The 17,570-nt window shown below is 70.7% G+C and carries 13 protein-coding genes; 3 read left to right on the top strand and 10 right to left on the bottom strand.

The window, feature by feature from the left end:
* Position 1 precedes the first annotated feature (1 nt).
* Positions 2–1,639 carry a methane monooxygenase gene (locus tag AB0M59_RS15385; protein WP_364614610.1) on the bottom strand — a complete coding sequence of 546 codons (1,638 nt, stop codon included), beginning with the start codon at positions 1,637–1,639 and terminating at the stop codon, positions 2–4.
* 186 nt (positions 1,640–1,825) lie between these two features.
* Here AB0M59_RS15385 and AB0M59_RS15380 point away from each other — a divergent pair, with 186 nt between their 5' ends.
* Positions 1,826–3,619 (top strand): helix-turn-helix domain-containing protein, encoded by a 1,794-nt coding sequence (locus AB0M59_RS15380; RefSeq protein WP_364614608.1) that lies wholly within the window; start codon positions 1,826–1,828, stop codon positions 3,617–3,619.
* 4 nt (positions 3,620–3,623) lie between these two features.
* On the opposite strand, the gene AB0M59_RS15375 is transcribed toward AB0M59_RS15380, so the two are convergent.
* Genes AB0M59_RS15375 through AB0M59_RS15345 form a run of 7 tightly spaced genes read right to left on the bottom strand, consistent with a single transcriptional unit; the run spans position 3,624 to position 13,174 of the window.
* Entirely contained in the window at positions 3,624–5,369 is a 1,746-nt protein-coding gene (locus tag AB0M59_RS15375) for an acyclic terpene utilization AtuA family protein (protein ID WP_364614606.1), read from the bottom strand.
* Complete coding sequence (locus tag AB0M59_RS15370; protein WP_364614604.1) at positions 5,366–6,157, bottom strand: TIGR03084 family metal-binding protein; 792 nt, start codon at positions 6,155–6,157, stop codon at positions 5,366–5,368. The genes AB0M59_RS15375 and AB0M59_RS15370 overlap by 4 nt, the downstream gene beginning before the upstream one ends.
* A gap of 1 nt (position 6,158) precedes the next feature.
* Positions 6,159–6,905, bottom strand: coding sequence for an enoyl-CoA hydratase-related protein (locus AB0M59_RS15365; protein ID WP_364614602.1), 747 nt, complete (start codon positions 6,903–6,905; stop codon positions 6,159–6,161).
* The gene (locus AB0M59_RS15360; protein ID WP_364614600.1) at positions 6,902–8,857 is read right to left on the bottom strand and encodes a biotin carboxylase N-terminal domain-containing protein; all 1,956 of its coding nucleotides are present in this window, start codon (positions 8,855–8,857) and stop codon (positions 6,902–6,904) included. Before AB0M59_RS15360 ends, AB0M59_RS15365 begins: the two co-directional genes overlap by 4 nt.
* Positions 8,858–8,862: 5 nt before the next feature.
* Positions 8,863–10,461: a carboxyl transferase domain-containing protein gene (locus AB0M59_RS15355; RefSeq protein ID WP_364614597.1), complete on the bottom strand. Its 1,599-nt coding sequence runs from the start codon at positions 10,459–10,461 to the stop codon at positions 8,863–8,865.
* Positions 10,458–12,014 (bottom strand): AMP-binding protein, encoded by a 1,557-nt coding sequence (locus AB0M59_RS15350; protein WP_364614594.1) that lies wholly within the window; start codon positions 12,012–12,014, stop codon positions 10,458–10,460. The genes AB0M59_RS15355 and AB0M59_RS15350 overlap by 4 nt, the downstream gene beginning before the upstream one ends.
* Before the next feature lie 8 nt (positions 12,015–12,022).
* Positions 12,023–13,174: an acyl-CoA dehydrogenase family protein gene (locus AB0M59_RS15345; RefSeq protein WP_364614591.1), complete on the bottom strand. Its 1,152-nt coding sequence runs from the start codon at positions 13,172–13,174 to the stop codon at positions 12,023–12,025.
* Positions 13,175–13,243: 69 nt separating this feature from the next.
* On the opposite strand from AB0M59_RS15345, the gene AB0M59_RS15340 reads away from it, so the two are divergent.
* Both AB0M59_RS15340 and AB0M59_RS15335 read left to right on the top strand, forming a co-directional pair.
* Complete coding sequence (locus AB0M59_RS15340; protein ID WP_364614588.1) at positions 13,244–13,864, top strand: TetR/AcrR family transcriptional regulator; 621 nt, start codon at positions 13,244–13,246, stop codon at positions 13,862–13,864.
* Between the two features lie 71 nt (positions 13,865–13,935).
* A complete protein-coding gene (locus AB0M59_RS15335) occupies positions 13,936–15,615 on the top strand; it encodes an AMP-binding protein (RefSeq protein ID WP_364614585.1) in 1,680 nt (559 codons plus the stop codon).
* A 38-nt stretch (positions 15,616–15,653) separates the two neighbouring features.
* Here the strand turns inward: AB0M59_RS15335 and AB0M59_RS15330 are convergent, their stop codons facing one another.
* Positions 15,654–16,442, bottom strand: coding sequence for a transporter substrate-binding domain-containing protein (locus AB0M59_RS15330; protein ID WP_364614583.1), 789 nt, complete (start codon positions 16,440–16,442; stop codon positions 15,654–15,656).
* Between the two features lie 411 nt (positions 16,443–16,853).
* Positions 16,854–17,564, bottom strand: coding sequence for a TetR family transcriptional regulator (locus tag AB0M59_RS15325; protein ID WP_364614580.1), 711 nt, complete (start codon positions 17,562–17,564; stop codon positions 16,854–16,856).
* Positions 17,565–17,570 lie beyond the last annotated feature (6 nt).

Genomic DNA, 17,570 nt, shown 5'->3' with positions numbered 1-17,570 from the left:
GTCAGGCGACCGTGACGTTGGGGTTGGCGCGGTACGCCGCGGCCCACTGCTCACGTTCCTTGTCGGACATCTGGTTGAGGGTGACGTTCGGGCTGGCGAACTGGATGCCGCGCAGGTCGTCGAGCGTCCACAGCTTCTTCGGGTCGTCGAGGTCCAGGTGCGGCTGCGGGATCAGCGTCCTGCCGTCGTCGCGGACGTAGCCGAGGTCCTTGACGATGTCGGCGAGATCCCGGTCGTGGTGCAGCGTTTCCCACTCGCGCTGCCCGGTGAGCCGGCCCATGTTCGGCGTCGCCCGGCCCTCGTACTCCGGCCGGAACGCGACCTTGTCGGTCCAGGCGCAGGTCTCCGAGCAGTAGGTCCGCCACTGGTCGTCGACCTTGTCCACCACCAGGTCCTCGCGGACGAGGCAGGGCACCATGCACGTCCAGCAGCGGTGCGGGTACTCGTAGCCGACGTCCTCGAACGCGATCGGCTTGTTCCGGCCCGGGCGGCTCAGCCGGTTGTAGGCCTCCCACCACTTGCCGAACTGGTTGTACCAGCCCGGGTACTTGTCCTCGAACCACTCGAAGTCGGTGTCGGTCATGCCGTCGATCCGCCAGTAGTTCACCGGCCAGCCGGTCGCGAAGAACTGCGCGACACGGTGGACGTAGAACTTGTTGGTGATGCGGTTCCACGCCTCCTCGACGAGGTCGTGCGGGATGACGAGCCCGTACTTCTCCAGCGGCAGCAGGTAGCTGCGGTAGTAGTCGTCGTAGATCCAGCGCCGCCACATCTCCGCGTAGGACTCGCGGTCCTTGCGGCGGTCCTTGGTGCCGTACTCGATGAACGTGCCGATCGCGGCGTCCACCACGCAGTGGTTGTTCCACCAGGCGTAGCGCAGGTCGCGCTCGAGCAGCGGGCGGTTGCGCTCGTCGGCCAGGGCCATCAGCAGGATCGAGTAGCCGTTGCTGATGTGGCGGGACTCGTCGGACTGCACCGAGTGGAACACCGTCGGCAGCAGGTAGTCGCCGTTGGCCGCGGCCTCGTCCGGCATCGCCACGAAGAGCGTGTTGGTGAACGCGGTTTCGGCGACCACCGTCAGGTAGATGTTCGCCGCGGTGATCGCGTCACCGGTGATGAACCCCTCGCCGAACTGACGGCCGATGGTGCCGGCGTAGTTGTTCGCGAACGCCTTCTCCGTGATGTCGAAGCCGGCCGGGTCGATGTAGTTGTTCATGTACAGCTTTTTGAGGTTCATCTGGATCGTCGAGTGGCGGACCTCGTCGATCATCTGCACCGCGAGTCCGTTGTGGATCTCCGGGTTCGGCACCGCGTCGATGGCCATCGGCATCGCGCGGGCGGCGGAGATCTCCGGGAACGGGATGATCGAGAGGAACAGCTTCTGCCACTCGAGCCAGCGCTGCTGCACCTGCCGGAACATGTTGCCGCGGATCGCGCCGTCCATGGCCCCGAAGACCCGGTTGTCCTTCTCCTCCTCCATCGGGAAGTAGGAGCGCATGATCTGCTTCAGCGGGTCCTTTTTGGGCGCTTTCTCGAACGTGTAGTCCGTTCCGAACCGGGTCGCCGGAGTGGCGAACGTCGGTTCCCATGACAGTTCCGTGATCTTGTTGTGCGCCTTGGTGAGACTCTGCCTGCTCAAAATCGGCCTCCTCGAAACCGGGGTCTCTCAGCCCGGCCGGTACGTCTGACGGGAGGAGTGTGTTGCGGATCGCACCGGGGTTCTGTCTCAATGTGAGATGAAGCGAGGCGCGGGTCTGGGCGACGATGTGGTGCACGGGCAGAGCCACCACACTGTCCGGGACACCGACCGTCAAAGGAGACGCTGGTGACGACGCACGGAGACCGGTTGGGCGCGCAGCTCATGCGCGACCTGCGGGAGAAGTTCCTGTCCTCCACTCCTCTGCCCGAGGTGCACGGGGTCCGGGACGTCATCAGCGCGTCCTGGCGCCGCGCGCTCGAGCACCGGGTCGACGCCGAAGCGTCCGACCCGGTCTTCGTCACCGACCGCGACGAGGAAAGCCTCCTTGCCCACAGCGCGACACCCGTGCTGGCGAACCTGTCGGAGGAAATGGCCAACCACCCGGTGGCGATCCTGCTGACGGACGCGAACGGGCTCGTGGTCAGCCGGGTGACCACGGATCGGGCCCTCACCACCGGGCTGGACGAGATCTCGCTCGCCCCCGGATACAGCTACGCCGAGGAGTCGGTCGGCACCAACGGGATCGGCACGGCACTGGAGTGCCAAAAATCCGTACTCGTTTCAGGTTTCGAGCACTTCAACAGCAGTCTCACGGAGTTCGAATGCGCCGGCGCGCCGATCATTCACCCGATCAGGGGTCACCTGGCCGGTGTACTTGATCTGACGTCCTGGGCCGACACCTCCGGTCCCTTGCTCCTCACGCTGGCGAGGACGACGGCGAAGCGCATCGAAGAGGCGATGCTCGCGAGCACCGGCGCTCGCGAACTGAGCCTCTTCCGCGAGTACCTCGCGTCCTGCCAACGCGGCTCCGGCGCGATCTTGGCCGTCAACCAGGACGTCGTCATGGTCAACAGCCATGCCGAAGAGCTCTACGACGTGACAGACCGCGCCGCCCTGATCACCCACACGGCCGACCTGGTCGGTTCGACGAAGCCGGTGACCGTCGTCGCCGATCTCCCGTCTGGCGTGGTGGCCCGATTGGAATACCGGCCCGTCTACAGCGGATCAGCGCTCGCAGGCGGGGTGTTCCGGGTGAAGAACCAGGCCCACACCCGTCGGCGGGCGAGGCACAGCGACGTGCAGCTTCCCGGCGTCGTCGGCGCCAACTCGCAGTGGCGGCAGGCGTGCGCCATCGCGAACACCAGCTTCGCCGAGCGGAACTGGCTGGCACTGAGCGGCGAGGGCGGCGTCGGCAAGGCGGCCATGGCGCAGGCCGTGGCGATCCGGAACGACCGCCGCCCGGTGCAGGTCGACTGCGCGGCCGTCGCCGACGACTACGAAGAGTGGACCGAAGACCTGGCCGACGACGTGTCCCGCGGCGAGCCGCCGGTCGTGATCATCCGGCACGCCGAGGCCCTCACCGGCGACGGCTTGCAGCGGCTGACCGGCCTGCTGACCACCTGGCAGGGCGCTCCCCCGGACCACGCGCCGGCCTGGGTCGTCATCACGCTCGGCGACGAGCCGACCAGCTCGGACGTCCAAGGCTGCTTGATGCCCTTCTTCGCGCACACCGTCGAGGTGCCGCCGCTGCGTCACCGGCTCGACGACCTGCAGCGCCTGGTCCCCCACCTGCTCGCGCGCCACGCGACCAACCGGCCGCTGACACTGTCGGACGCCTGCCTGCGCCAGCTCATGCGGCTGCCGTGGACCGGCAACGTCCGCCGGCTCGACCAGGTCCTCGCCGACGCCGCCCGCCGGCGCCGGAGCGGGACGATCGAGGTCTCGGACCTGCCCGCGGAATGCCGGACCTTCACCCGCCGTCAGCTGACCAAGCTCGAGGCGATCGAGCGCGACGCCATCGTGCGCAGCCTGGGGGCCAACCGCGGCAACAAGGAGCGCGCGGCGGCCGACCTCGGCATGTCGCGAGCGACGATCTACCGCAAGATCCGCGCGTTCGGCATCGTGCCGGACCACACCTAGCGGTTCATCGGAGGAGAAGGGTCTCCGGCACGTCGACGGCGCGGCTGCGCAGGTATTCGCCGAGGCCCTTGGCCTGCGGATCCGGACGGACCGACGCGGCCACGCCTTCTCCGAGGAGCCCGACCACCACGAAGTTGACCGCACGCAGGTTCGGCAGTTCGAAGCGCCGGACCTCGAGAGCGGCCGCTTCGGGCAGCAGGGACCGGAACCGAGCTTCGTCGAGGAAGTGACGCAGCCAGTCGTACTCCGCGTCGGTCCGGGTCCAGAGACCGATGTTGGCGTTGCCGCCCTTGTCGCCCGAGCGGGCACCGGCCACCTCGCCCAACTGCACCCGACGGGTCGGCCCGTCGAACACCCGGGGTTCGACCGGGGCGGGCCGCGCGGTCGTCCACGGCCCGGTCGGCGGATGCGGGATGACGCGCCGGGTGCCGTCGGGCAGGGTGACGCGGTGCTGGACCTCGGCCGCCGGGACGAGCGTGGGCCAGTAGACGCCGAAGCCGCTCTCCGCGGACGGCGGAGTCGTCGTGTGGAAACCCGGGTAGCCGCCGAGCGCCAGCTCCATCGTCGTGTTCGAGAAGCGCCGGCCCACCTTGGCCCGGTCCGGGTCCTTGACCGTGACGCGCAGGTGGGCGGTGGCTTCGGCGTTCACGGGCGCGTCCGGGTGGTCGAACCGCAGCAGGGTCACGTCGACCTCGGCGAACTGCTCCTTGCCGCCCAGCAGCTCGAACAGCTGCTGCTCGGCCCACGCGGCCTTTTCCTCGATCCGGGTGCCGGTGAGCACCAGGGTCATCGTGTTCCGGTAGCCGCCGTCGTGGTTGAGGGCCACCTTCAGCCGGTCGCCGGGTGGGCTGCCGCGGGTGCCGCTGATCCGCACGCGGTCGGGTCCGACCTGGTCGAGTCGCACGGTGTCGAAGTGCGCCACCGCGTCCGGCCCGGCGTAGGGCGGTTCGGCGATCTCGTACAGCAGCTGCGCGGTAACCGTGCCAGCCGAGACCAGACCGCCGGTGCCGTCGTGCTTGGTGATCACGCTCGAGCCGTCGGCCTCGACCTCGGCGATCGGGAAGCCCGGGTAGCGGCGGTCGGTGACCTCTTCGAAGAACGCGTAGTTGCCGCCGGTGGCCTGCGGGCCGCACTCGATCACGTGCCCCGCGGCCATCGCCCCCGCGACCGCGTCGAAGTCCGTGGGCGCCCAGCCGTGCCACCAAGCGGCAGGACCGGCCACCAGGGACGCGTCGGTGACGCGACCCGTCACGACGACGTCGGCGCCGGCCTCCAGCGCCGCGGCGATGCCCCAGCCGCCGAGGTAGGCGTTGGCGGTCAACGGTTCCACGCCGGCGTCGGCGAGCTTGCGGCCGGTGTCGAGGTGGACCAGTTCCGGCAGCTCGCCGAGCCGGTCGACGAGGTCGTCGCCATCGACGTGGGCGATCTTCGGGTGCAGGCCCAGCCGCTCGGCGAGCGCGGTGATCTCGGCGGCCAGCCCCGGCGGGTTCAGGCCCCCGGCGTTGGACACGATCCGGATGCCGCGGTCCAGGCACGTGCCCAGCACCTGTTCGAGCTGGGTGAGGAACGTCTTCGCGTAGCCGGCCGCCGGATCCTTCCGGCGCGCCTTCCACAGGATCAGCATGGTCAGCTCGGCGAGGTAGTCGCCGGTGAGGACGTCGATCGGGCCGCCCTCGACCACCTCCCGCGCCGCGGCGAGGCGGTCGCCGTAGAAACCGGAGCAGTTCGCGATCCGGACCGGGCGGCTCACGCGCGCGTCCGTTCGCGGCCGGGTCCGGGTGCTCCGGCGAAGGCCTGCGCGAGGCCGATCCACTCGTGGGCCACCGGTCCGGTCACGACCAACCCGGTGTCGTCGACGTGACGGCGCTGGGTCACCGTCAGGCAGAAGTCGAGCGCGGCGCCTTCGACGCGGTCGGTGGCGTCGGCGGGACCCCAGGTCCACAGTGGACCGGAGGGTGCGCGCAGCTCCACGCGGATCGGGGCGACCGGCGCTTCGCGGCCGTTGAGCCGGAAGCTGAACGCGGTCGTCGAGACGCCGAGGTGGGCGATGTGCCGCAACCGGTCCGTGGCCGGACGCGTCACCCCGAGGGTGTCGGCGATGTCCTGGCCGTGCGCCCAGGTCTCCATGATCCGCGCGGTGACCGAGGAAGCCACGCTCATGTCGGGCCCGTACCAGGGCAGCCGGGCGCGCGGGTCGCGCCCGCGGAACGCCGTGACGAACGCGGTGCGGGCCCGCGCGAACCACGCCCGGACTTCGTCCGCGCCCAGTCCCGCGTGCTGCGCGGCGACGCGGTCGGGGAAGTCCATGCCGCCGGCCACCAGCGCCGCGGCCGCCTGCCGGAAGCCGTCGGGGTCGACCGCGGCCCGCGTCGCGGCTTCGTCGAAGAAGGCGAGATGCGTGACCTGGTCGCGGATCGTCCACCCGGCGGCGGGCGTGGGCCGGGCGATCCCGGTGTCGTCCAGCGGGCCGATCATCGCTTCGATGTCGGCGGCCTCGGCGAGCAGGTCGTCGAGGAGCGCGTCCGGGGAGACGGCCATGTCAGCGTCCTTCCCACACGGGCGTGCGCTTCTCGCGGAAGGCCGCCGGGCCTTCCTGCGCGTCGCGCGAGCGGTACACCGGCGCCCAGATCTCCTCGGCCCGCTCGTAGGCATCGGCGCGGGACAGGTAGGCGGTCTCCTTGGCCGCGCGCACCGAAAGCGGCGCGTTGGCCGCGATCCGCTCGGCCAGCGCCTGGGTGCGGGACCGCAGCTCGGCCAGGGGCACGACGTCGTTGACCAGCCCGACCTCGCGGGCCCGGTGCGCGTCCAGCGGGTCGCCGGTGAGCAGGATCTCCAGGGCGATCCGCGGCGGCACCAGCCAGGACAGCGGCGCCGCCCAAGGCGCGCCCCGGCCCACCTTCACCTCGCTCACCGCGAACCGGGCGTGCTCGGCCGCGACGACGAGGTCGCACTGCTGTGCCAGCAGGAACCCGCCGGCGTACGCGACCCCGTTGACGGCGGCGATCGTGGGTTTGGGCACGTCGATGTTCCGGCCGAACTGCGGCAGGAAGTCCGGCGGCGGGACTTCGAGGGCCGTCTCGGCCATCTCCTTGAGGTCACCGCCGGCGCAGAACGCCTTGTCCCCGGCCCCGGTCAGCACGAGCACCGCGGCCGAGTCGTCGGCGACGAACCGCCGGGTACCCGCCCACAAGCCGTCTCGGACCTCTTCGGACAGTGCGTTGCGCGCTTCGGGGCGGTCGATCGTCAGCCAGGCGACGCCGTTGCCCACCGCGTAGGAAACGCTCACGACACCACCGCCAGGACGTGCCCGGCGTCGACCTGGTCGCCCTCGCGCACCCGCAGTTCGGCGACCGACCCATCGATCGGAGCGAGGACGGTGTGCTCCATCTTCATCGCCTCCAGGACCACGAGCGCCTGCCCGGCCACGACGCTGTCCCCGGCGTCGACGAGGACCCGAACCACCGCGCCGGGCATCGCGGCCAGCAGTGACCCAGCGGCCGCGGCGGCGTCAGGATCCGCGAAACGCGGGACTTCGGTCAGCGCCGCCGACCCGTCCGGACCGTCCACATAGGAGCTACCGGCCCGGGTGTGCACCCGGTAGGCACGGTGGACGCCGTCGATCTCCAGCTCCACGAGCTCGGGTGCCGCGGAGACCAGCCGGACCGAGCCGCCGAGCGGGGTGCCGTTGACGGTGAGCCGGAGACCGGACCGGCGGACCGAATAGGCGACGTCCAGGGTCTCGCCGCCACTGAGGTAGCCGACCCGCTGGGGCACCCCGCCGACGTTGCGCCAGCCCGACGGCATCTCGGGCACGACCCGGGCGTCCCGGCGGTGGCGGGCCTGCCGGGCCAGCGCCGCAGCGGCGGCCTGCCGGGCGCCACCCCCTTCGGAAGCGCCCAGCGCGACGGGGTCGTGCCGGGTCAGGTATCCCGTGTCGGTGCGGCCGGCCAGGAACTCGGCCTCGCCCAGGATGCCGACGAGGAGGTCGCGGTTCGTCGTGACGCCGTGCAGCTCGGCGTGCCGCAACGCGCGGGCCAGGGTGCGCGCCGCATCGCGGCGGGTGCGGCCGTGGGCGATGACCTTGGCGAGCATCGGGTCGTAGTGCGGGCCGACCACCGAGCCGTCGACGACGCCGGAGTCGACGCGGACGCCACGCAGTTCGGGGACGCGGAACCGGTGCAGCGTCCCGGTGGCGGGCAGGAAACCGGCCGGGACGTCCTCGGCGTAGAGCCGGACCTCGATCGCGTGCCCGTCGATCCGGGCGCCGGCGACCTCGGGCGGCAGCGGCTCCCCCTCCGCGACCCGCAGCTGCAGTTCGACCAGGTCCAGGCCGGTGACCAGCTCGGTCACCGGGTGCTCCACCTGCAGGCGCGTGTTGACCTCCAGGAAGAAGAACCGGTTGTCGCGGTCCAGGACGAACTCGACGGTGCCGGCGCCGGTGTAGCCGATGGCCTTCCCGGCGGCGACAGCAGCGGCACCGAGTTCGGCGCGCAGGGCACCGTCGACCGCCGGAGACGGGCTCTCTTCGACGATCTTCTGGTAGCGCCGCTGGATCGAGCACTCCCGCTCGAAGAGGTGCACCACCTCGCCACGGGAGTCACCGAGGATCTGGACCTCGACGTGCCGCGGGTCGACGACGAACCGTTCGAGGAACACCGTTCCGTCGCCGAACGCCGACGCGGCTTCACGGCGGGCACCCGTGACGGCCTCCTCGAGCCCGGCGGAGTCGTGGACCACGCGCATGCCCCGGCCGCCGCCGCCGAAAGCGGCCTTGACCAGCACCGGGAAGCCGATGGACGCGGCCACTGCGGCGAGGTCGGTGTCGTCGGTGACGGTCGCTCCCGGCAGCACCGGGACCCCGGCTTCGTCCATCAGCGCCTTGGCTTCGATCTTCGAGCCCATCGAGGCGATGGCCGCCGGGGACGGCCCGACGAACGTCAGCCCGGCCGCGGCGCAGTCGCGGGCGAACCCGGCGTTCTCCGACAGGAACCCGTACCCGGGGTGGACCGCGTCGGCGCCGGTGGCCCGGGCCGCGGCGATGACGAGGTCGCCGCGCAGGTACGTCTCGGACGGTGCGGCGCCGGGCAGCCGGACGGCTTCGTCGGCGAGCCGGGTGAAGGGCGCGCCGGCGTCCGGGTCGGAGTACACGGCGACGGTCGCGATGCCGAGGTCGTGCGCGGTGCGCATGACCCGCGCGGCGATCTCCCCGCGGTTGGCGACCAGGAGTTTCGTGATCATCGTCCTCACATCCGGAAGACGCCGAAGCCGCGCCGGCCCTCGACGCGGTTGGAGTGGACGGCGGACAGCGACATCCCCAGCACGTCGCGGGTGTCGCGGGGGTCGACGATGCCGTCGTCGTAGAGCCGCGCGGTGACGGCGAACGCGTGCGACTCGCTTTCGATCTGGCTCTCGATCGCCGCGGTGCGCTTCCGGTCGGCTTCTTCGTCGAACTCGCGCCCCTGCGAGGTCGCTGACGCACGCCCGACGATCGACATCACCCCGGCGAGCTGGGGCGCGCCCATCACCGCGAGCTTCGCGCCCGGCCAGGCGAACATCAGCCGCGGGTCGTAGGCGCGGCCGGACATGCCGTAGTTGCCGGCGCCGAACGACGAGGCCATGTTGACCGTCAGGTGCGGCACCGTGCTGTTGGTGACGGCGTTGATCATCTTGGCGCCGTCCTTGATGATCCCGCCCTGCTCGTACTGCGTGCCGACCATGTAGCCGGTGGTGTTCTGCAGGAACACCAGGGGCACGTCGGTCTGGTTGGCGAGCAGGATGAACTCACTGGCCTTCTTGGCCTCCTCGCTGAACAGCACGCCGCGGTGGTTCGCGAGCACACCGACCGGATAACCGTGGATGCTCGCCCAGCCCGTGACGAGCGAGGTGCCGTAGAGCGGCTTGTACTCGTCGAAGTCGGAGCCGTCGACGGTGCGGGCGAGGATCTCGCGCGGGTCGAAGGGCACCTTGGTGTCCGGCGGCACGATCCCGAGGATCTCCTCGGGGTCGTAGCGCGGCGGCTCGGGGTTCCGGCTGGGGGCCGGGCCGAGCTTGCGCCAGTTGATCCGGGAGATGACCCGCCGGCCCAGCCGGATGGCGTCGTACTCGTCGACCGCGAAGTAGTCGGAGAGGCCGGAGACGCGGGAGTGCATGTCCGCGCCGCCGAGCGACTCGTCGTCGGCCTCTTCCCCGGTGGCCATCTTGACCAGCGGCGGGCCGCCGAGGAAGACCTTGGCCTGCCGGTCGACGAGCACCGCGTAGTCGCACATGCCGGGCACGTACGCGCCGCCCGCGGTGGAGTTGCCGAACACGATCGCGAGGGTCGGGACGCCCATCGACGACAGCTCGGTCAGCTCGTGGAAGATCCGCCCGGCGGGGACGAACAGGTCGGCCTGGGTCGGCAGGTCGGCCCCGCCGGACTCGACGAGGTTGATCACCGGCAGCCGGTTGACGCGGGCGATCTCCAGCGCTCGCAACGTCTTCCGCAGTGAGTACGGGTTCATCGCCCCGCCGCGCACGGTCGGGTCGTGGCCGATGACGACACACTCCACATCGGACACCACGCCGATGCCGGTGAGCACCGACGCGCCGACCGTGAAGTCGGTGCCCCACGCGGCGAGCGCGGACAGTTCCAGGAACGGGCTGTCCGGGTCGAGCAGCAGTTCCAGGCGTTCGCGGACCGGGAGCTTCCCCCGGTCGCGGTGCCGCTGGACGTAGCGCTCACCGCCGCCGGCGACGGCCAGCTCCAGCTGCTCTTCCAGCCGTTCCAGGGCTTCCAGCTGCGCCTTGCGGTTGGTCGCGTAGCTCTCGCCGGAGACGTCGAGCAGGGACTTCAAGACCGTCATTCCGCTCCCCCGTAATGCCCGGAATGCTTCTCCCGGACCACGTTCTTCTGGATCTTCCCGGTGGACGTCCGAGGCAGCTCGTCAGTGACGATCACCGCCTTCGGGACCTTGTAACCATCCAGGCGGTCCTTGAGCCGCAGGCGCAGGTCGTCGGCGTCGATCCGCTCCCCCGGTTTCGGCACGACCACCGCCGTGATGGCTTCGGTCCACCGTTCGTGCGGCAGCCCGACGACCACGACCTCGGCGACGTTCGGCTCGGTGTCGTAGACCGCCCGCTCGACCTCGATCGAGGCGACGTTTTCGCCGCCGGTCTTGATGACGTCCTTGGAGCGGTCGGCGAACCACAGCACGCCGTCCGGCCCGAACCGGCCGACGTCGCCGGAGTGGAACCAGCCGTGCCGGAACGCCTCGGCCGTCGCCTCGGGGTTGTGCAGGTACTCCTGCATGGCCGACGGCGCCCGATAGACGATCTCACCCTGGTCACCGCGCGGCAGCAGATTCCCGTCCGGGTCCATGATCCCGACCTGGACGCCGGTGAGCGGCGTGCCGACCGCGCCGATGTGCGAGAGCTGGTGCTCGGGCCGGAACAGCGTCGTGATCGGGCTCATCTCGGTCTGGCCGAACAGCAGCGCGAAGTCGCAGCGGAAGCCGTCGAGGCAGGCTTTGATCTGCGCTTCGGGCATCGGCGCCATCGCGTAGACCGCGCGTCGCAACGACGACAGGTCGCGGTCGCCGAACGACGGGTGCTCCAGCGCGGCGCGGTACATCATCGGCAGGCCGAAGACCTGGGTGATCCGCTCGCGTTCGATCGTGGCGAGAAATCGCCCCGGGTCGAAGCCGCGGTGCACGAAGATCGTGGCACCGACGACGACCGCGGGGGTGCAGAAGGCGTTCAGCTGCGCGGTGTGGAACATCGGCATCATGGCGATGAACCGGTCGTCGGCGCGCCAGCCGGAGTCCAGCGCGGCCGACATCGACTCCAGGTGGATCGCCAGGTGCGTGCCGACCACGCCCTTCGGCGACGCCGTGGTCCCGGAGGTGTACAGGTAGGACAGTGGGGCGCGGTCCTCGACGACCACCTCGGGTGACGTCGTGTTGTCGGACAGCACGTCGTCGAAGTCGAGCCCGGCAGCGTCACCGCCGGTGCCGGGCGCGAGGATCACGTCGGCCGCCTCGGGCACCGCGGGTGCGATGACCCCGAAGAGCTGGCGTTCCACGACGATGCCGCGAGCTTGCGAATGCCCGAGCACGTAAGCGACTTCGTCGGCGCGCCAGCCCAGGTTGATCGGCACGCACACGAGCCCGAGTTTCGCGCAGGCGTAGTAGACGGCGAGGAATTCGGCGCTGTTGGCCGAGGCCAGCGCGAGGACGTCACCGGTCGAGTAGCCGCGTGCGGTCAGGCCGTGCGCGAACCGGTTGACCCACCGGTCGAACTCGCCGTAGGTCCAGCGGCGGTCGCCGTCGACCACGGCGAGGGCCTCCGGGCGGGAGAACGCGACGCGCGTGAGGGCATCGCCGACGTTGACCCGGTGGACGAGGTTGTGGTCCGTCATCAGTCCTCCTAGTAGGACCGGGGCAGCCCGAGGCTGTGCTGGGCGACGAAGTTGAGGATCATTTCGCGGTTCACCGGGGCGATCCGCAGCAACCGGGCCAGCCCCCAGTACGGCAGCAGCCCGAAGTCCGCCGAGACGCCGTTGCCGCCGTGGGTCTGGATCGCGGCGTCGACCGCGGCCAGCGCGGCTTCGGCGGCGGCGTACTTGGCCATGTTCGACGCCTCGCCCGCAGGGAGCCCGCGGTCGTGCAGGGCGGCCGCGCGGTGCGTCATCAGGGCGGCCAGCTCGGTTTCGATCTTCGCCTTGGCCAGCGCGTGCGAAACCCCTTGGTGCGCCCCGATCGGGCGGTCCCAGACCACCCGCTCCCGGGCGTAGCGCGCCGCGACGTCGAGGGCGTAGCGCGCGATGCCGACGCAGAGCGCGGCGCCGGTGATGCGTTCGGGGTTGAGGCCGTGGAAGACCTGCCGGAAGCCTTCGCCCTCTTCTCCGACGAGTGCCGTGGCGGGCAGCCGGACGCCGTCGAGGTGCAGGGTGAACTGCTTCTCCGGCAGCATGACGTCCACCGGCAGCGGGGTGACCGTGAGCCCGGGCGCGTCGGTGGGCATCAGGAACAGCGACAGCCGGGCGCTGCCGTCGGGATCGCGGCCGGTGCGCGCGACCAGCAGCAGCGCGTCGGCGGTGTCGACGCCGGAGATGTAGTACTTCTCGCCGTCGAGCACCCACTCGTCGCCGTCGCGGCGGGCGGTGGTGGCCAGCCTGTGGGTGTTGGAGCCGGCGTCGGGCTCGGTGATGGCGAAGACGACCTTCGCGCGGCCGCTCGCCAGGCCCGGCAGCCACTCCTTGCGCTGCTCCGGCGTACCGAACTCGGTGATCACCTCCGCCGAGATGGCCTCGGTGACCAGCAGGAGCAGGATCGGCGCACCCTTCGCCGCGCTCTCCTCGATCACGATGGTCAGCTCGGCCAGGCCGCGGCCGCCCCCGCCGTACTCCTCGGGGATGTTGACGCCGATGAACCCCGCGTCGCCCAGCGCGTGCCACAGCTCGGTGCATTCCCGGCCTTCGCGGGCGTGCTCGACGTAGTAGCGGCCGCCGAAGGGAGCGGCGATGGCGCCCACCGCAGCCCGGAGATCACGGGTCTCATCGCTTTCGAGCACGTCCACTCCGACGCTCCTTAGTGATTTTCTATTCACTAATAGCGCACCGTAGCCCTCGTCTGCGAGGATGACAAGATGACGGCACCCTCTCCGGCCACCCGCCGCAGGCGCGATCCCGACCGCCGGGAGCGGATCCTGACCGCGGCCGCCGAGCTCACCGCGCGGCGCGGGTTCCACGCGATCGGCATGTCCGACATCGGCGCGGAGGCGGGCATCGTCGGCTCCGGCGTCTACCGGCACTTCGAGAACAAGGACGCCATCCTGGTCGCCCTGCTCGACCGCGTGATGGCCCGCCTGCAGGACGGCGCCGCGGCGATCCTCGCCGCCGGCCCGGACGACCGGGCCACCTTGTCCGGCCTGATCAGGGACCACGTCCGGGTGGCCATCGAGGACCGCACCGTGCTCGCGGTCTACCACCGCGAGATCCACAACCTCCCCGAAGACGCGCGACGGCGGCTGCGACGGCTGCAGCGCCACTACCTCGAGGACTGGGTCCACGTGCTCGCGCCACTGCGGCCCGACCTCGCCGACGGCGAGCTCCGGCTCGCCGTGCACGCCGCGATCGGCGCCGTGCAGTCCACGCTCTTCTTCCGCAGCGGGCTCGCGCCCGAGCGGCTCGCCGAACTGCTCGACGAGATGGCGCACGCGTGCCTGGGGGTGCCGCGGACACCGGCGACGTCAGTGAATTCCGAATAACTATCTTCTTGCGTCGGTGACCTGGGTCACGGCATGCTGGTCGACGGCAGCGACGGCGAAGGAGCACCGGCATGACCGCGACCGACCACACCGCGACCGAGCACACCACTGCCCTGATCGACGTCGAGACGCTGCGCGGCCGCCGCGCCGTGCACCGCTGGGAACGGACGTCGATCGGCGACGTCTTCGAACGCCTCACCTGGAGCCGCCCGGACCAGGTCGCCATCGCCTCGGCCGACGGCGCCCACGGTGAAGACCGGTTCGCGACGGTCACCTACCGCCAAGCCGACGAAGCCGCCAACCAGCTCGCCCACGCACTCGCCGCGGCCGGCCTGGCACCCGGCGACCGCGTGCTGCTCTTCTGCGAGAACACCGTCGAGGCGTTCCTCGCCAAGATCGGGATCGCCAAGGCGGGCATGGTCGCCGTCCCGCTGAACCCCGGCCTCGCCCCCGACGTCCTCGCGCACCTCGTCCGGCTCACCGAGCCGTCGCTCGCGATCGTCGACGCCGAGCTGTGGCCGCGACTGGACGGCGTCGCAGGCCTGCGCGTCGGCGCCACCATCACGGTCGGCGGCGGCCCGGTCGCGGGCAGCCCGTCCTTCGGCGAGTTCCTCGACGGGCACCCGGCCACCGAGCCGGACGTCGAGATCCACGGCGACGACATCTTCCAGCTGCTGTTCACCTCCGGCACCACCGCGCTGCCGAAGGGCGTGATGCTGTCGCACAGCTACGTCCACCTGGCGGGGCTGAACTTCGCGCTGTCGCTCACCCGCGGCCTGCGCCACGAGGCCGACCTGCGGGTCTGCACGTTCCTGCCGATGATCTACCACGTCGGCGACGCGCTGTTCACGTATTCGACGTTCTTCGCCGGCGGCACGCTCACCCTCGGCCGCCGTCCCGTTCCCGGCCCGGTCGCCGCCGCGCTCGCCCGGTCCGGCGCCACCGCGGTCTGGGCCGGCTCGCCCCAGTTCGTGGCCGCGCTGGCCGACGAGTTCGACGCGAACCCGGACCTGGACCTGACCTCGCTGACGGCGCTCGTCTACGGCTGGGGCGCCCTGTCCCCCGCACTCATGGGGCGTCTGGAAGCCCGGACGGCGCCGGGGTTCGTCGCGATCGGGATCTTCGGCCAGACCGAAGCCATCGCCTGCCACCGGTTCTGGCCGAGCGCGTGGCCCGAGGTCCACGCCCGCACGGCGCCCGCGATGAACTACGTCGGCGTGCCGAGCGGGCTGCTCGCCTCCGACGTCGTCGACGAACTCGGCGAGCCGGTCCGCGGCACGCCGGGCGAAGCCGTCTACCGGTCACCGGTCATGACCGCGGGCTACTACCGCGACGCCGCCGCGACCCGGGAAGCGTTCCGCGACGGGTGGTTCCACTCCGGCGACTCGGCGGTGGTCGACGACGACGGCCTGCGCGTGATGGTCGACCGCTACAAGGACATCGTGAAGACGGGCGGGGAGAACGTCTCCAGCATGCGGGTGGAAGCGGTGCTGCAGCAGCATTCCGCGGTGCTGCGCGCGGCCGTGATCGGGCTGTCGCACGAACACTGGGGCGAAGCGGTCACCGCCGTCGTCGTCCGTCGCCCCGGCATCGAGACGACGGCGGCGGAGCTGATCGCGTTCTGCCGCGAGCACCTGGCCGGCTACGAGACCCCGAAGGCGGTCGTCTTCGCCGACGCGCTCCCCGAAACCGTCGGCGGCAAGATCCTCAAGTACAAGTTGCGCGCCCGGCACGCGGACTTGTACCGCTAGCCGGGACCGCACTCGTCAGGCCCGGCCGGTCACGTGCCTCATCCCCGCGTGGCCGCGTTCAGGATCGGCTCGGGCACCGAGACTTGGTTGAGCCCCCATCTCGACATGATCCCGACGTACTCGCCGTCGCGGAAAAGCTCTTGGAACACCTCGTGCAGCACCGGGCCCAGCTTCGAGGATTTGGGGACGTACAACGCCAGATCGTCCTTCGTGGCCCCTTGCGCTTCGGTCTGGGTGACGTACTTGTACGCGCCTTGCCGCTGCGTCACGTCGATCGCCGCGGCCTCGGTCATCCCCGCGGCGTCCGCGCGCCCGGAACGGGTTGCCAGCAACGTGCCGTTGGTGTCGTCGAGGCCGACGGTCTTCGTTGCCGGGTGCTTGTTCTCCGTGCAGAAGCGGGACAGTTTGTTCAGCTGGTCCTCCACGACGCTGGCGGTCACCACCGCGATGCGCTTGCCGCAGAGATCTTCGGGTTTGGTGATCCCGGCTGTCGACTCGACGGGGACCACGTACGCGGTGCGGGTCGTCATCCAGGTGATCGTGTCGAACTGCTTCTCGCGCTCGGCGGTGGCCTTGACCGGGCCGTTGAACGCGTCGTACCGGTTGCTCAGCATGCCCTGCAGCGCGGCCGGGAGACCGGCCACGACGACGGTCTCGGTCCGGACGCCGAGCACCTGGCCGATCGCGGCCTGGAAGTCGGCGTCGATCCCGGTGACCGTGACCCCGTCTTGGGCGACCGTGCGGTAAGGCGGATGGGAGTCACCGGCGAACTTGATCACCCCGGCGTCCTTGATCGCTTGCGGCAGCGCGTCGTGCAAGGACTGCACCACCGCGAGGTTCGTCTCGGTCGCCAGACTCGGCGAGCGGCTTCCCACCGTGCATCCGGTGGCTGACAGGCCGATGGCAGCGGCCGCGAGGAACATGCTTCGGCTTCGTCGACGAAGGGGGGATCGCATAGACGTATTCCTTGCCTGAGGTCGGCTTTCAACCCGGGACCGCGGCAAGAGTGCGGGACTCCGCGCACGATAGGTTGCGAATGCGTCGGCGATCGTTGCACAACATGTCGCCTTGTTCAACCCGCTCGTCCCGTTGCCGGCGCGGCATCGTCGTCGAGCTGAGCAACGCATTCCCCAGGGGACTGCTGATGGCGCCCGACCTGCAGCCGGAAAGTCAACTACTTGACAGTCGACCGTAGGAGAAACTGCACAATTTGAAGTCTGACGCGGTGCCAGCCGACGTCAGCTCGCGGGGAGGAACCGGTCGAGCACCCGGTCGAGGCCGAAGACGAACAGTTCGTCGTCCGGCCACCCGGCATCGACGAACCCCGACGTGCTGAGCGTGGGGTAGCGCTCCGCGGAGTCGAGGATGTGCGCGCGGACCTTGGCGATCGCGGCCGGGTCGTCCAGCCGGCGCCAGGTCGCGTCCGCCATCGCCGCCCCGAGGACGAAGCCCGCGAGCGTCCGGGTGGCGGCCGCGAGCTCCAGCCCGGACAGCCCGGACCGGACGAGCATCGCCTGGATGAACTCGGTACGCGCCAGCACGTTGGGCCCCAGCAGCGGGCGGCCGAGCAGAGCGGGTGACCACGGATGAGCGAGCATCGCGGCGCGCCAGCCGACGAGCAACGTCCGGAGCCCCACCCGGGGTTCCGGTCCGGGCGCGGGCACCGGCACCTCCCCGACGACGTGGTCGAGCGCGAGGTCGAGCAGGTCTTCCTTGGTCGCGACGTGCCAGTAGAGCGCGGTGGAGGTCACCTCGAGCCGTTCGGCGAGCTTGCGCATCGTCAGCCGTTCCACCCCGACCGCGTCGAGTTCGGCGATCGCGGCGGTGATGATCCGCTCCAGGGTGAGCGGTGTGTTCCGCCTCGGCGGTCGCGGTGCCGCGTCGCGAAGCCAGAGGACGTCGGAACTGCCGGCCGGTCCCGCTCCGGTCCGCGGCTCTTCGTCGTTCATGGTCGA

The organism is Amycolatopsis sp. NPDC051371 (assembly GCF_040682155.1).
GTDB lineage: Bacteria > Actinomycetota > Actinomycetes > Mycobacteriales > Pseudonocardiaceae > Amycolatopsis.
The sequence above is the reverse complement of the archived record's forward strand: the minus strand, read 5'-3'. Positions and strand labels throughout refer to the sequence as shown.